At 34.9% G+C, this 15,187-nt stretch carries 12 protein-coding genes and 1 pseudogene; 3 read left to right on the forward strand and 10 right to left on the reverse strand.

The window, feature by feature from the left end; genetic code table 11:
* Positions 1-136: 136 nt before the first annotated feature.
* Positions 137-1,228 carry a VWA domain-containing protein gene (locus tag Q0X66_RS04980; protein ID WP_297703823.1) on the forward strand — a complete coding sequence of 364 codons (1,092 nt, stop codon included), beginning with the start codon at positions 137-139 and terminating at the stop codon, positions 1,226-1,228.
* 442 nt (positions 1,229-1,670) lie between these two features.
* Here Q0X66_RS04980 and Q0X66_RS04985 read toward each other — a convergent pair whose 3' ends face one another.
* The 5 genes from Q0X66_RS04985 to Q0X66_RS05005 all read right to left on the reverse strand — a co-directional run bounded on the left by Q0X66_RS04985 (position 1,671) and on the right by Q0X66_RS05005 (position 6,740).
* Positions 1,671-3,140: a M14 metallopeptidase family protein gene (locus tag Q0X66_RS04985; RefSeq protein WP_297703826.1), complete on the reverse strand. Its 1,470-nt coding sequence runs from the start codon at positions 3,138-3,140 to the stop codon at positions 1,671-1,673.
* Positions 3,130-3,804: a peptidoglycan recognition family protein gene (locus Q0X66_RS04990; protein ID WP_297703828.1), complete on the reverse strand. Its 675-nt coding sequence runs from the start codon at positions 3,802-3,804 to the stop codon at positions 3,130-3,132. The genes Q0X66_RS04985 and Q0X66_RS04990 overlap by 11 nt, the downstream gene beginning before the upstream one ends.
* A 54-nt stretch (positions 3,805-3,858) precedes the next feature.
* Positions 3,859-4,266 carry a hypothetical protein gene (locus Q0X66_RS04995; protein ID WP_297703830.1) on the reverse strand — a complete coding sequence of 136 codons (408 nt, stop codon included), beginning with the start codon at positions 4,264-4,266 and terminating at the stop codon, positions 3,859-3,861.
* 14 nt (positions 4,267-4,280) lie between these two features.
* Complete coding sequence (locus Q0X66_RS05000; protein ID WP_297703832.1) at positions 4,281-5,777, reverse strand: VCBS repeat-containing protein; 1,497 nt, start codon at positions 5,775-5,777, stop codon at positions 4,281-4,283.
* A 90-nt stretch (positions 5,778-5,867) separates the two neighbouring features.
* Positions 5,868-6,740 (reverse strand): pirin family protein, encoded by an 873-nt coding sequence (locus Q0X66_RS05005; protein ID WP_297703834.1) that lies wholly within the window; start codon positions 6,738-6,740, stop codon positions 5,868-5,870.
* A 522-nt stretch (positions 6,741-7,262) separates the two neighbouring features.
* Here Q0X66_RS05005 and Q0X66_RS05010 point away from each other — a divergent pair.
* A complete protein-coding gene (locus Q0X66_RS05010; protein ID WP_297703836.1) occupies positions 7,263-8,414 on the forward strand; it encodes an ATP-grasp domain-containing protein in 1,152 nt (383 codons plus the stop codon).
* A 27-nt stretch (positions 8,415-8,441) separates the two neighbouring features.
* Here Q0X66_RS05010 and menB read toward each other — a convergent pair.
* The 5 genes and pseudogenes from menB to Q0X66_RS05035 all read right to left on the reverse strand — a co-directional run bounded on the left by menB (position 8,442) and on the right by Q0X66_RS05035 (position 13,791).
* A pseudogene (gene menB, locus Q0X66_RS05015) lies at positions 8,442-9,214 on the reverse strand (1,4-dihydroxy-2-naphthoyl-CoA synthase).
* 95 nt (positions 9,215-9,309) lie between these two features.
* Positions 9,310-10,557 carry a glycosyltransferase family 4 protein gene (locus Q0X66_RS05020; protein WP_297703838.1) on the reverse strand — a complete coding sequence of 416 codons (1,248 nt, stop codon included), beginning with the start codon at positions 10,555-10,557 and terminating at the stop codon, positions 9,310-9,312.
* A 98-nt stretch (positions 10,558-10,655) separates the two neighbouring features.
* Entirely contained in the window at positions 10,656-12,167 is a 1,512-nt protein-coding gene (locus Q0X66_RS05025) for a DEAD/DEAH box helicase family protein (RefSeq protein ID WP_297703840.1), read from the reverse strand.
* A gap of 119 nt (positions 12,168-12,286) precedes the next feature.
* A complete protein-coding gene (locus Q0X66_RS05030; protein ID WP_297703842.1) occupies positions 12,287-13,216 on the reverse strand; it encodes a glyoxylate/hydroxypyruvate reductase A in 930 nt (309 codons plus the stop codon).
* Positions 13,217-13,281: 65 nt separating this feature from the next.
* A complete protein-coding gene (locus Q0X66_RS05035; protein WP_297703844.1) occupies positions 13,282-13,791 on the reverse strand; it encodes a DUF6155 family protein in 510 nt (169 codons plus the stop codon).
* Positions 13,792-13,994: 203 nt separating this feature from the next.
* Between Q0X66_RS05035 and Q0X66_RS05040 the strand changes: the two genes are divergently transcribed.
* Positions 13,995-14,858: an RNA polymerase sigma factor RpoD/SigA gene (locus Q0X66_RS05040; RefSeq protein WP_297703846.1), complete on the forward strand. Its 864-nt coding sequence runs from the start codon at positions 13,995-13,997 to the stop codon at positions 14,856-14,858.
* Positions 14,859-15,187: the final 329 nt, after the last annotated feature.

The raw sequence follows: 15,187 nt of genomic DNA on the forward strand, positions 1-15,187 counted from the left end.
AATCTACATTAGAATCCATGACAAGCTACAAAATTTAAATATTTTCCTTTAACAAGATTTAACAAAGTTTTTAAATCCCCTTATAATTTTAAACAAAATTGGTCGTTGTGCTGTTTGAACAACAAAACTTATGAAAATGAAAACTTATCTGAAGCTACTATGCCTTCCGTATATTGCTATCCTATTTTTTTCTTGTGGAAATGCAGATGATGATGTAAATTTTAACATCAATCAGACCGGGTCACTTGGTGAAGGAATTCCGGTTGATGAATGCCTTAATCTTGGTGAAAGCGATCTAATACTATCCATCCAGGATCAGTTTACTACCCTACCCGGTAAAGTATCTGTTTTTTTTAAAGTCTCTGACAATAGCGGTAATCCAGTACCGGGATTAACTGCAGAACAATTTACTATTTATGAACAAGGAAGAAACGACGAATGTTTTAATACCATATCTGCTTCTGAGTCTTTTGCCCGTATTTCACCTAATTCACAAATTTTTAGTAACAGCACTTTATTGGTTTTAGACCTAAGTAACAGCGTGCTTAGTAGTAGTTTAGATGAACTAAAATCTGCCACAACTAGTTTTATAAATAATGTTATGCCAACAGTAGATGAAGCCTCATTTAAAATGGCTATTTATTGGTTTGACGGTGAAGATGAGCTACATTTATTGAATCCCTTAACTGCTTCCAGGGACGAGCTAATAGCTGCAATAGCAAGTATAACAACCACCATAAGTAATGACCCATCAACAGATTTATACGGTGCGGTTATTAAGTCTACCAACATCGCCTCTGAACTTCTCAGCGAAAGCACAAATAACAATATTATTGGTGCTACTTCAGTGGTAGTTTTTACAGATGGTACGGACCAGGCTTCCCGATATAGTGAAGAAGAAGCCCTGAAAAAAGTAGATGAAGCTAACAGTAATATTTCTTTTTTCGCAATTGGCCTGGGATCTGAAATAGATACTGAAATACTAATGAAAATTGGTAAAACTTCTAGTGTTTTTGCTGGTAATAAGGAAGAACTTGAAACAACTTTTAATGATATTTCATCCAGGGTTACTGAACAAGCAAATAGTTTTTATCTCTTTGAATATTGCACCCCAAAACGAGATGGTAGTGGTGAAAACAATCTTGCTATACAGGTTAGCGATGGCAGTTTACAGGGCGCCGTACAAAGCAAATTCGACACTACAGGATTTACGGGAGGCTGCCAATAAGGGGCTAATAACACAGAATATTTAAAGAGGTGCCAATTGGCGCCTCTTTTTTTTTTGGCTAAATAAAAAAATACTGTTAAAGTAGGGTTTTTGTAATCCTACTTGTTTTATAAGTAACAACAACAATTAACTATTGCAACCTAAATATCTTACTAAAAACTAAAAAAATTGTTTAACGCTAAAAAAAAGAAATCATGCATACAATAAATGAAATTATCCGTCAGAGTGCAATAGGGACATTATCTAAATGGTATCAGAGCGCCATACTTTTAGTATTTTCATCAATAGTAGCTATATTGTTTACTATGTTGTTTGTCCTACTTGCAAATGCTTCTCATCTTACAACTAATTTTAGTTACCTGTTCGAGGGAATTATGTAATCTCCGGAATACGAACGAATATGATTTAAATATTCGGGCCATCAATCTTATATTTGACTTATTTATCTATAGATCATGGCATTTACAAAATTGCTGTTCCCTGTATTTAAATCTATTAAAAACCCATTGATCACTGCTTTTTCAATTTTCTGGTCTTTGGTTAGGAGAAAAGTAGGATTCTTACCTACAATGAGATTAAATTTCGGAATCTTATAGTTTGTTGAAATTAGGTTAAGGGGAATTGGTGATTTCGATATATTTTTTTCCAGATGTTCCACTCTTATATAAGTATATCCTGATTTCAGTAATTCCATAGGATCCAACATATCGAGTTCTTTGATTGATTTTAGTGTTTTAGGATATACTTTGCCAGGTTTAAGGATGTAGCCATTGGCATTAAAAGTTTCATATCCATAATAAGTCGAAAGATCACCCTGATCTACTATTCTACTGCTATACCAAAAATCGTTATGATCTTTCATATCAACCTCCGGCCTTTGTATACCAAGATCAAGAATATATTCTGAGCCCAATAATTCATAACCTACCTCCTCTATTTTTAAATCAAAAAGCTTACGATCATTTTGAGGTATTTTCTCATAATCATCAAGGGTAATATCTCTATAATTCCCCTTTGCGATGGTATAAATTGCAGAAAGAATTGATACGTAATTCAACTTACGTATTTCCTGTTTTTCAACATCTCCCGGATAGCCACCGGACTCAATCAATATTGTACTTGTCCCCCACTTTTGAATATTATCACCAAAAGCTCTTGGTTCAAAATCGTCGTTATATCTACCAACCTGTCCCTGGGCATATTTCTGAATGATATCATTCATATAAACAATTACTTTCATAGCATTACCTCTAACCTCATTTATATCTTTCTCATAGTTATAAGCCGGTGCCAGATATGATATAGTAGCTGGTTTATCAGTACGTTCAGCGTTATAATAGGTACTCTGATCATGAAGATTAAATCCAAAGTTGGCACTTAGACTATCACGAACCCTTTTTAAGGTTTGACCTTCCGGCGATTGGAGTCTTAGTGCATCCCGATTAATATCAATTCCAAGGGTATTTCTTCTTTTAAAAACTTCCGCTCCATCCGGATTTAGCATGGGTAAAAAATGAAGTCTTAGATTATTTAAAATATCTTCTTTTTCATCTTTAAAATCATCACTATCCAAAAAGTTTAAAATATCAAATATAGCCTGGGTTGCGGTTGGCTCATTTCCGTGCATTTGAGACCATAAAAAGACATCGGTTTCTCCTTTGCCAATACTGATTAAAGATAAGGTTCTGCCTTCAATAGAATTTCCTGCCGTTATAACATCAAATTTGTGATTATTGCGGTATTCTGTTATCAGAGGTTTCAGATCCTCGTGTTTAATTCGTCTTTTATTCAGAGTCCTTTCTTTATACGCATCATATGTATCGTATAAGGAAATTGTTATATCCTCCTGCTGTGCAAATAGCTTACTTGTGAATATGATAAGAAGAAGTACTATTAGATATTTATATGTCATTATTTTCTGGGTTTTCCGGTACGGGTTTAAAATTAAGATTTTTGGTCGCTTTTCGTACTTTTTGCATAAAATCTTTACCAGGATCTGTTTTTATTGTCCTGTAGGTTTCGTCTTTTTCCAACCATAAAGGATGGCCCACAAAATTTGTATACTCGTAATGGCCAATTAAATAATCAATTGGATATTTGTCACTGAGGTATTCTACCAACCAAATATTTGCTTTTAGCTGTGCCCTGGTTAAGGGTAACTCTTCTGTACCTCCTATGTTTTCAATTCCTATTGCGCAATGGTTAAGCCCTATCACATGCCTCGCCATATTTGTCTCGGGCATCAAACTATAGATAGTACCATCTCTGTCTACCATAAACTGTGAAGATACATTCAGTCCGCTAACGTTTTGTATATCAGGTCGCCAATCAGGTAAAGTGGCTGCATCAAAGGCTTCGAAGGCCTCGTTCAGAGTAGGAATTACAGTATAGTGTAACACAATCATTTTCGGCAAAATGTTGGGAGATTCCTGTTGAATTCCATAGCGTTCTGACAGGTATTCTTGTGTCAATTCAACACGTTTCTGGTCAAAGACAATTGGCTTGTCTACAATTTTCTTAGAAGTTGAACATGAAAAAAATAGTATCGCAATAAGTATATAGAGTAACTTGTTCATTTAACTGGACTGAATTCTTAAGATATTTTCATATTATTTTTTAAGCGTAGATAACTATTCTTCTCGTCTCATAGCGTATTGCATAGTGACTTTTTTAGTCCCCCATTCCCTGGCGTTCTTTATGTTCTCTCCCATGTAAATATCTATTTTATTCTCCCATCGTTTGTTCATTTTATCCTTAACGAGATAGATTCCATCTAAACCATTAATTTTTACCTTGGTGTTGTGATTAATTCCTATGGTCAATAGATCACGGGATACGGCAATGCATTTCATTCCTGGTTTAAGCGTGTCTCCCCAGGCGGCTATATTAGGTTCATTAGAGGTTTGATAACTCACGGAATTATAAGCCGAGGCGATAACTTCAATCGATTTCCATACTAAATCCTCCTTTTTTTCATTTTGCCTTTTGCATGAAAATAGTAGAAAGCCAAATAGTATTGTTATAATGGCTTTATCCATAATATATAGTTGTTTTAATTTAACATATTTTCCAATATAACTATATCTATATTTTCCTTATTCCATCTTTCAGAAAAAGATTCAGGTACAGGTGTAAATACATAGGTAAAGGAAGATAATATTAAATCTTCATCTCCATCGCCATCCAGATCCCCTGTATCCATTAAGAGCCATCTTCCAATAGTGGACTCTTTAAAGCTATTTACTGAAAAATTGAAATTAGTTTCGTTTATATTGTCTAAATATACAAATGACATATCGGGTTTGTTTTGGTAATCCGGGAACGTTGATACCAAGGCTATATCTATATCTCCATCCTGATCAAAATCTAATGCTTCTACCGCCGTTGCCCCATTTAATGGATAGAAGTAAGCTTCAGTAAACCTATTTTCTCCGTCATTTATATGAATGCGCATTCCATGATAGGGTTTGGGAACAAAAGATTTGTCTGCATTATCGCCATGCACGGTAATTAGATCTTGATCACCATCATCATCATAATCGATTAATTGAAACGCACTGGTGCCATAAACAGGACTAAAGCGAATTACTTTCTCAGGTCTGAATTTCAAATCTTTTTCATAATAGAGTATAGTAACACCTTCATCCCCCTGGGCAGTTAAAACTACCAGATCTTTATTACCATCTTTATTCATATCTTTTAATTCGACACGTATCGTGCCTGCTTGATTTAAAAGTACATGTTTTGTATATATTCCATTTTCAGTACTTTTTTCAAAAAGAGACAACTGCCCTTTTAAGTCTCCAAATTCACAAACTAAAAGTTCATCTATCCCATCTTTATCAAAATCATGAGTTAATAAGTGCACTGGCCTGTGGAGTTCTTCAATAATTACTTTCGTGGTATCTTGCTTGACCTCAAATATTCTACCTGTAGACAATTCGGTTGGCCTTAATTGCCCAATTGCAAGTGCCAGCATATTTGCTCCATTATTTGCTGTAGATACAACCGGACTCCCATAACTGCTAATGAGGGTGTTCTGTTTGCCCAGAAAGCTATATTCAGATAAGTTACCATATAGATCCCCAAATAAAAGTCTATTTTGATCCAGTTTAAATTCCAAATAAGTAATTAAGGTTCCTTTTGTACTGTCCAGAGAAATCAAATTCGGAGTAAACAAAGATAATTCTTCAGGAATGTCATTGTTCGCTATTCCCTGTAATGAATCTGGTGCATTAGCAATAATATATGCTTTTAGAAGTTCCCAGTCCTTTTTATTGAGCATTGGTTTTTCCGGATATACCCCAGTTCTAATTACCGCTTCCATTTCTACAAATGAATGGTCTTTATATGGGTTATAACCCGAGTCTCTAATCCCTAACCTTGCCCCCATCTCAGGAAGTATTTTCTCTGACCAAATATCTTTTGGCAAACTATTGATTTCAGGAGGAATGTGACAACTTGCACAATAGGTTTCATAGAGGACCACTTCTTTATTCTTTCTTGGAGAATTACAACTACTTAGCAATATGTAAATAACAAATGCCAAACTGCTGTATTTAAAGCTTTTAAAGAAGTTATATAAGTAGATCATAAAATGAAGATAGCCTTTACAACATATTTATCCAAAATAGTTGACTTAACCGGGCAGTGGTACATAGGTAATATCTGTTTGCATCATTGGAAAAGTCTTATTTTTCCATGCCTCTTTAGCATCATCTATTTTATTTTTGTTATGAGAAACAAAATTCCAATATATATGTCGCTCCTCACTAAAAGGTTCTCCCCCAAACAACAAAAGATGGGAATTGGCTTTGACCGTAATGTTGCAAACATCTGAAACTTTGGAGACCAGGATATTTCCTTTTTTAATATCACTATCACAAGCCAGGATAGCACCTTCTACTATGCAAATTCCAATTTCACCATATAATTCGTCTGATGTATCCAACACAAAATCTTCAACGGTCTTTATTTCTAACATAAATAAAGGGGAATGAACAGGTACAGGTGATGTCTTGCCGTAGCCATTACCCGCTATTAATTTAAAGGTTGTACCACCATTATGCCATTGGGGAAGTTCATCAGCATCAAAATGATAAAATTGTGGATCTATATCCTCTAAATCCTTCGGTAGTGCAACCCATATTTGGTATCCATTGACAACAAAGCTCCTTCCATCCCTTAGATCAGATGGGGTACGTTCTGTATGGGACACTCCTTTGCCCGCGATCATCCAGTTTACAGAACCAGGTGTAATCCGTTGCTTGGTGCCCAAACTGTCTTCATGCATAATTTCTCCATCTAACATAAAAGTTAAGGTAGCCAGTCCGATATGTGGGTGTTGATCAACATCCATATATTTTTCGGGCCCCAAACTGGTAGGCCCCATATGATCAATAAAAATAAATGGGCCTATCATTCGCTTTTTACGAAATGGTATTAGTCTTCCAACGAGAAAGTCGCCAATATCCCTGCTTCTTTCTTCAATAATCAATCCTATATTCGACATTCAATCCATTTTTACATTCTAAATGAATAGGTTATTAATAAAAAAGTTAAGTTAATAAAATTCACTTAAAGATTCTTCAAGTGGGGTTTGAAAGAAATTATCACAATTGCTAAATAATTGAGGTGCCATTTTTGACCAAATAACAGGAATTGCTCTGTTTACCACAAATCTATGATCGCTCACAACAATAATTATATTTTCAGAAAGCTTGGATGTATGTTTACAGTGTAAATAACAAGAATTTAATTTTTTCATTTTCATATAGTGTTCTCGTAAAAGAGTCTTGTCTTAGTTGGCAGGGCTCTTTTTAGTTTTAATAACTTTCAATCTTATTGCTTTCACTAAAACCTATAACTATATCGGCTAGAATAGTGGATTATCCAATATAAATGGTCTTTAAACCACATTTATGTGCTAGATATAAGTTAAGTTCATAATTTCGGTATATTCTGTAAAGCTTAGCTCTATCCGAGTTTAAAAAACACAAGAGTTTAGCAAATTAATTCAAACTGATTGCAATAGATGAGAAGAGATGAGCATCAATTTTCAGTGTTAATCCCTGATGGAGAAAGCAAATATTTAATGCTTGTCTTAAATTGTCTTTCCCTTATTAAAGGTATTAAAGTGCATATAATGTCTAATGAAAAATACATTGCCATGCGGTATTCCAACGGGATAAGCAGTTTTTCATATTATCCAATAACCACTGATGACTCCGTTTGGATTTCGAATATTAACAAAGAACTTGACAAATATAAAATCGATGTTTTGATGCCAATATTTAATAAAGGTATCATGGCATTAAATTTGAATAAAAATTTATTGAGTAATGAATGTACATTGGTTGCTCTCTCCCCCTTAGCTTCATTAAATACTACCTTAAATAAATGGTCACTTGCAAAGCATATGAAGCATCATTTGATAGCCGGACCTAATAGTATTGGTCTAAAACCTTCGGAATTTAAACAAATAGATCAATTTAATTTTCAATTTCCATGTTTGATAAAACCAGCAGTTAACACAGGTGGTGGTGAGGGAATTCAAAAGATAAATTCTAAAGAAGAATTGATCCAATATATAAAAACAAACAATCCGGTAAATACTTTATTGCTACAGGAATATATTAACGGTTTTGATCTTGGGTGTAATGTCCTATGTTCACAAGGCCAAATTTTGGCCTATACGATTCAAAAAGGAAATTTATATACCAATATACCATATTCACCTCAAATTGGATTGCAATTTATAAAAGAGGATAAGGCTCTGGAATTAGCAAAGAAAGTTATGAAATCCTTAAACTGGTCCGGTGTTGCAAACATTGATATGATATATGATAGGGAAAGAGATCTTGTGCAAATATTGGAAATTAACCCACGATTTTGGCTTACTATTGATGCCTCAGCCATTGCGGGCGTTAATTTCCCTTACTTATACTGTCTTAATGCTCTGGGTGTAAATTTTAAAGTTCCTGCGTATTCAGAGCTTAAATACTTAAACCTAAAAGGCTTAGTAAAAAGCGTTAGAAAAGATCCGCGGCTACTGTTTAATTTCAAGTTCATCTGGAACAATACTCCTTTTAAATTTGCAATAAAAGATCCAATACCAATGATTTATCATTTTATATGGCGAACAAAAAACATTCTGCTTCGAAAAATAGGAAAGCTAAGGGGGTAATTTCATCTAAATAAACCTGGGCTAACTTTATGGAATCCATTTATCAGTTCCAAAATCGGGTTTTCTCTTTTCTAAAAAGGCATTTCTGCCTTCTTTTGCTTCTTCTGTCATATATGCCAATCTGGTGGCTTCACCTGCAAACACCTGCTGGCCAACCATGCCGTCGTCTGTGAGGTTCATAGCAAATTTTAACATTTTAATTGAAGTAGGTGATTTTGCTAATATTTCCTGAGCCCATTCATAGGCAGTATCCTCTAATTCTTCATGTGGAATTACGGCATTTACCATGCCCATTTCAAAAGCTGCCTGAGCGGTATAACTTCTTCCTAAAAAGAATATTTCACGTGCTTTTTTCTGCCCAACCATTTTGGCCAGATAAGCGGAGCCATAACCTCCGTCAAAACTTGTAACATCAGCATCCGTTTGTTTAAAAATAGCATGTTCTTTACTCGCCAGGGTAAGATCACAAACCACATGCAGACTATGCCCTCCTCCTACAGCCCATCCGGGCACCACAGCAATAACCACTTTTGGCATAAAGCGAATTAGCCTTTGCACTTCCAGGATATTCAGTCTGTGCATCCCATCATCGCCGAGGAGGGCCCTTCGGCAGAAAGCAATACTACGCCAATAGAAGTATCCTCTTGTGCGTTATAAAAAGCTTCATATAACTCGCTTGTGGTTTTAGGCCTGAAAGCGTTTCGTACATCAGGTCTGTTAAAAGCAATGCGTGCAACCCCATTGCTTTTTTTATAGGTTATATCTTCAAAGGTTTTTACGGTTTTCCAGTTTATATTCATTTCAAAGTATTTCTAAATATGCAATAAAGATAAGACTTGTACTGTTATTGTCTATTCCTTTTTATCAGGTCTTTATCTTATTAAGGCCAAATTTTTTATTGTTGCAAATTGTTTTTGGCCTCAATCCATTTGGACAAATATTTAGTGCTCTGTAAAGTATGATGTGCCAATATGCCCCCAATAATATTAGTAGCTCTATGTTCATCCAGATTTTTACCTAATTCTATAATTTTCTTATAAAGTTCTTTTCCAAAAACTACTTTGTTAAAATGATTGTTTATCAATTCTGTTCCCAGATTTTGGGTTTCATTCCATTTGTCTTTATTCTGGTAAAGTTCAATGGCGAGATTTGAAAAACCTATGGGTTCGTCCTGTGTAATAGGGATTAATGCATCAGAGTCGCCTATACCTTCCACACCAATAGACGTTGTAACAGCAGGTGTTCCGTTCATAAAACCATCCAAAAATTTTCCCTTTAATCCGGCGCCAAAGCGCAAGGGTACCAGATTAAGCCTTGCCTTAGACATTATAGAAGCTACATTACTTACCCATCCCTTAATTCTAAACCCTGTTTTTGCACTATCCATTTTACGAATTCTTTCAGGCATATAGGGTCCATAAATATGCAATTCTGATTCCGGTAGTTTTGCCCTAATTAAAGGCCAGATGTTGGTATTAAGCCATGAAATTGCATCTATATTTGGGGCATGTTTCCCGTTTCCGATGAATACAAAGTGTTGTCTTTTATCAAAAGGCGGCCAACTCTTAGTAATACTTTCGTCTAATTGCTCGTACATAAAAGGAAGATGGAAAAGTAAACTCTCATCTACCTTGACTATATCTTTTAGTAGTTTAATCTCAAAATCGGAAATTATCAACGATAAATCTGAACGGAAAATACTTGCCAGTTCTCTTTTTGTAATATCCAAACTTAGCCAATCAGAAATTTTAAATTCTCTTTGAACAGAGAGGTTTTTTTCTCTTGAGGATCTTAGCGAATGAAGATCTTCCGTATCCAAAATCCGAAGTGCATTGGGTGCATTTTCTGCTACTCTCCAGCCAAATTGTTCCTCCATAATATAACGGTCGAATACGACAATAGAAGGATTTAACCTCCGAGCAAATTCATCAAAACTATTATGGTTTAGTTTTATGGGTTGCTGGTCAATACCATATGCGGTTAAATTTTCGGAGTAATCAGTGTGGGCAGAGGTACTGGCAAAAGTAATTTGAAATTTTTTTTCTAAAAACCAATGAATTAGTTGCATCATCCTGATTCCTGCCGCCGTTGCCAGAGGCTCCGGCCAGGTTAGACCAAGAATCAACACTTTATTTGAATGCATAGCTTTATATACAATTAACTAAGAAATATACCCTAATGAATTAATTAACATTGTCCAGGTCTATTATGGTTGGCTTTAGCTATTCATAGCCGTAAAAATTACATCCTTGACGCAAATTTTTGAGATATATTTAAGCGCAGTTTACGTTCATAATCTTCTTCCAGCCATTCTTTATAATTCTTTGTATTATTCATAATACAATATGAATATTGCCTCACCCGATAGGAGATTTCTTCTTTAAGCTTTTTGGCCAGAATTCTTGCATCAAAAACATCTTCACTATTTTCAACACATATTTGAGCATGCTGTTCTATACTGCGTTCAAGTACAGTTTTAGACTTCAGTCCTTGTTCAAACACTTTTTTATATTCAGCCTTAACATCAAAATCAATTTGGGTTGAATTCGTAAATTCTGACTTGAGTTCGGGAGGCATGGTATAAACAAATTCACGTTCAATTTCTTCATCATTCTTAATGTTTTCCAGGAAAAAATCCGGAAAGTGGAATATTTCTTGCCAGTCAATAGGTGCATCCCACATACCAAAACGGGACGTATTATTTCCCATATCTACAACAGTGAAATCCGTTTTATTTTGAAGAATACGCGATCCTCTACCAATCATTTGAAAATAAAGAGTTAGTGATCTTGTTGCCCTGTTAAGAATAATAGTCTCCACGGTTGGTTCATCAAATCCGGTAGTTAAAATACTTACAGAAGTCAAAATGGCATCTTTGGTTTCTGAAAACCATTCTAAGATTTGCTTTCGCTCTGAAGCAGTATTTTTATTATCTAAGTGTTTTATAGGATAACCAGCCTTTTTAAAAGTTTCATATACATAACGGGAAGTGTTTATCCCGTTATTAAAAATCAATGTTTTTGTTCCTTTAGCAATCTGCTCGTAGGCATCTAATAATTTAGCCAGCATATTTTGATTTCCGTACAATTCATCCGAAGATTTTACGGTGTAATCTCCACTAATACCCAGCTTTAATGAACGCAGGCTAACATCATAGCTATACATATTGGCATTCGCAAGAAACTTCTTTTTAATAAGCGATTCAATTGATTCTCCAACAATTAACTTGCTGTAATTATCCTTCATAGGAAGCTTAATGTTGGAACTCAGCGGTGTAGCAGTTACGCCTAAAATAATCGATTTTTCAAAGTACTTAAAAAGCTTTCGGAAAGAATTATAATGTGCCTCGTCAATAATTACCAAACCCACATCGTTTAGCTCAATCATCTCCTCCTGTAGTCTGTTATTCAGCGTTTCAACCATTGCTACAAAGCACATGAAGTCATTTTGGTCTCGTAATTCCTTAATTTCACTATTAATGATCAAGTTCTTAACTCCAAATCCACTCAGCATTCTGGAAGTTTGGACACTTAATTCTATCCTATGGGTAAGAACTACTACCTTTTTTTGGGTATTGGCAATAAATCTTTTGGCTATCTCGGAAAATACGACGGTCTTACCACCACCTGTCGGTAGCTGATAGAGCAGATTTACGTCTTCCGGAGCTTCTTCCAAATAGGAAAAAATTGTATTCAGATCCTCTAATTGGTAATCGTAAAGTTTTTTTTCTATTTGATTTGTTTGTATCTGCAAAAGCGAAATTTCATTGAAAGATTTAAGGAAATACTAATCTTGAAGTTGTCGTGACTCCAATTTTGCAAAATTATATGTTTTTTATACTTAAATGAAATTATAACGCTGAAAACTACAAGTTAATATCCCTTTTCGCGATTAACTGTATTATTTAAAGGCTTTCCTTCAGTTAGTTTTCTATAGTTCTCTAATAATTGTGGTATTACAGATTCAATATCAGAAACACTGGCAACATGAGGTGTAATTTGTATTTTTGGATGAGTCCAAAAGGGATGTTCGCATGGCAGTGGTTCCTCGTGAAAAACATCTAATCCTGCTCCGGCCAGATGTCCGTTGTTAATATATTCCAATAGGTCTTCATCTACCAAATGACCTCCCCTTGCGACATTAATAACATAAGATTGTTTTGGTAATTCTTTAAACAATTTACTATTTAAAATTCCTGTAGTTTGCTGAGTTAGTGGCAACAGACAAACAAGTATATTACTCCTGGACAGAAAGGTGTTTTTTTCACTATCACCGGCGTAAACTTCTGACTCAGGAATTTCTTTGGGTGAAGTTGCCCATCCAATTACTTTAAATCCATTTTTTATTAAGTCTACCGCGAGCTCCTCGCCTAAAGCTCCCATACCCATAATTCCAACAGTAATATCCGAAATCCTTTTGTATTCCCGGGGGTTCCATACCTTTTTTAATTGATCTGTTTTATAGCTATTGAGATTTTTTAAAAAACTAAGTATTAAAGCTAAAACAAATTCAGACATATCACCGGCTAAAACAGGATCTACTACGCGAGTTATTGGAATATGTTTAGGGATAGACTGGTCTTTGAATATAAAATCGACCCCGGCTCCAAATGAAGCAATACATTTAAGGTTGGGATATTGTTTTAGAATATCTACAGGTTGTTTCCAAACGCATGCCAGAGTAATTTCTTCTTTTGGATGTTCTTCCAAATAACTGTAAATAGAGATATCCGGAGCTTTGGCTACTAAAGCTTTCTTCCATGAATCTATCTTGCGGTCTTGTCTTATAATTACAATAGCCATTTAGATTGTAAAATTTTAAAATATAAAAACATTTAATTTGTTTCCAAAGCTTTAATTTTCAAGACTTAATCAATAATATCCAATGCCCTGGTAAAACCTTCGGAATACTCCCATTTTTGTTCCAAAGTGGCATTATATACTTTTATAATTCGATCCTTAAAGTCGGGGAGCAATTCATAGAAAGCAACATGGTGTATTAGCTGTGTAAATGAATTAAGCATGCTTTTATAAAAGGCATCAGGAACGTTGCGATTTTGAGAAAATGATTGAGCTACTTCAAGGTTAAATAGCATAACATCTGCTATCAAATAGGGAGCCATACCCAATTTCAAAAACTGTTTAATATACTTTTGTGCGACTGACCTTCTGGCCCTTGCTTTTTTCCTTTTAAGAGGAAAGTACTCATTGGAGATTTTTACTTTAGCTTCCTGTACCCATTTATCTTCTCTGGGATTAAAAACAAAGTCATAGTATTGTTTTACAGTAGGAAAACGGTCATATAAATCAACCATTTGTTCTTCTAATTCTGGCTTTTTAAGACCCGTCAAATACTTTTTAAGCGCTCGTCTACTCATAATACACCTATAAAGATAGTATTGTTAACTTTAATCATCATATAAAGTAAAGTATAATAGTATTCAAATGTCATAAAAATAAGGCCTTCATCCGAAATTTAGAATCGTCATATTTTATGTAAAACATTAGTGGTTTCAGTTTGGATAAGACAGAATAAAACACTATACTGAGAAATTATAAACTAATAATCTAGACAATATATATGAGGCAACTTAAGATTATCAAGCAGGTAACCAATAGAGAATCAAAATCATTAGATAAATACCTGCAAGATATCAGTAAAATAGAGCTAATCACGGCAAATGAAGAAGTAGAATTAGCGCAGAAGATCAGGACCGGGGACCAGGCTGCACTGGAAAAATTAACTAATGCCAATTTGAGATTCGTAGTCTCCGTGGCTAAACAATATCAAAACCAGGGATTAAAACTTCCCGATTTAATTAATGAAGGCAATGTGGGCCTCGTAAAGGCGGCCAAAAGATTTGATGAAACCAGAGGGTTTAAATTTATCTCCTATGCGGTTTGGTGGATACGCCAGTCTATTTTACAGGCATTGGCGGAACAATCAAGAGTAGTTAGATTGCCTTTGAATAAAATTGGATCTATAAATAAGATTAAGAAAACTTTTTCCTATTTGGAACAAGCGCATGAAAGACCTCCTTCTGCTGAGGAAATTGCAACGGAATTGGAAATGAGTGTCAGTGAAGTAAAGCAGTCCATTAAAAATTCAGGCAGACATGTTTCTATGGACGCACCTCTTAAAGAAGGTGAAGATTCCAATTTATATGATGTTATGCGATCCGGTGAATCTCCCAGACCAGATAAAGATCTGATGCAGCAATCACTCAACACAGAAATAAACCGGGCTTTAGAAACTTTGTCCCCAAGAGAGGCAGATGTCGTTAAACTTTATTATGGTATTGGAGATCAGCAATCAATGACCCTTGCAGAGATTGGACAAACATTTGACCTTACCAGAGAACGGGTAAGACAAATACGGGAAAAGGCAATTCGGAAATTGCGTCATAATTCCAGAAGCAAGCTACTTAAAACGTATTTGGGATAAATACAAAATAAAAGCCCGGTCTTCCCGGGCTTTAATTAACATTCTATAAAATAAAACATTTAAGAACAGCTTAATTTGTGGATATTGAAATCCATTAGAATTTCGTTAAGATCCTCAATGAAATTCAAATATGCGGTATTGTCTTGATTTTGGTTTGCCATAATAATATTTTTTTAAAATGAAAAAGCCGAGTGTTCTATAAATAGTCCAATTCGGCTAATTCGTTTAAACTTAAAATTTCATTCAAATCTTGGAGGAAATTTAAGTACTCCTCTCCGTAGGTGTCGTATAACATGGTAAGATTGGGTTTTACATTATTGAGATTTGGG

Origin of the sequence: uncultured Eudoraea sp. (assembly GCF_947260015.1) — a bacterium.
In the GTDB taxonomy this organism is placed as follows: domain Bacteria; phylum Bacteroidota; class Bacteroidia; order Flavobacteriales; family Flavobacteriaceae; genus Eudoraea.

Coding starts and splice junctions, on each gene's coding strand:
- Q0X66_RS04980 (WP_297703823.1), top strand. CDS start 137: ATGAAAACTTATCTGAAGCTACTATGCCTTCCGTATATTGCTATCCTA.
- Q0X66_RS05005 (WP_297703834.1), bottom strand. CDS start 6,740: ATGTCGAATATAGGATTGATTATTGAAGAAAGAAGCAGGGATATTGGC.
- Q0X66_RS04995 (WP_297703830.1), bottom strand. CDS start 4,266: ATGGATAAAGCCATTATAACAATACTATTTGGCTTTCTACTATTTTCA.
- Q0X66_RS04990 (WP_297703828.1), bottom strand. CDS start 3,804: ATGAACAAGTTACTCTATATACTTATTGCGATACTATTTTTTTCATGT.
- Q0X66_RS05035 (WP_297703844.1), bottom strand. CDS start 13,791: ATGAGTAGACGAGCGCTTAAAAAGTATTTGACGGGTCTTAAAAAGCCA.
- Q0X66_RS05040 (WP_297703846.1), top strand. CDS start 13,995: ATGAGGCAACTTAAGATTATCAAGCAGGTAACCAATAGAGAATCAAAA.
- Q0X66_RS05020 (WP_297703838.1), bottom strand. CDS start 10,557: ATGCATTCAAATAAAGTGTTGATTCTTGGTCTAACCTGGCCGGAGCCT.
- Q0X66_RS04985 (WP_297703826.1), bottom strand. CDS start 3,140: ATGACATATAAATATCTAATAGTACTTCTTCTTATCATATTCACAAGT.
- Q0X66_RS05030 (WP_297703842.1), bottom strand. CDS start 13,216: ATGGCTATTGTAATTATAAGACAAGACCGCAAGATAGATTCATGGAAG.
- Q0X66_RS05010 (WP_297703836.1), top strand. CDS start 7,263: ATGAGAAGAGATGAGCATCAATTTTCAGTGTTAATCCCTGATGGAGAA.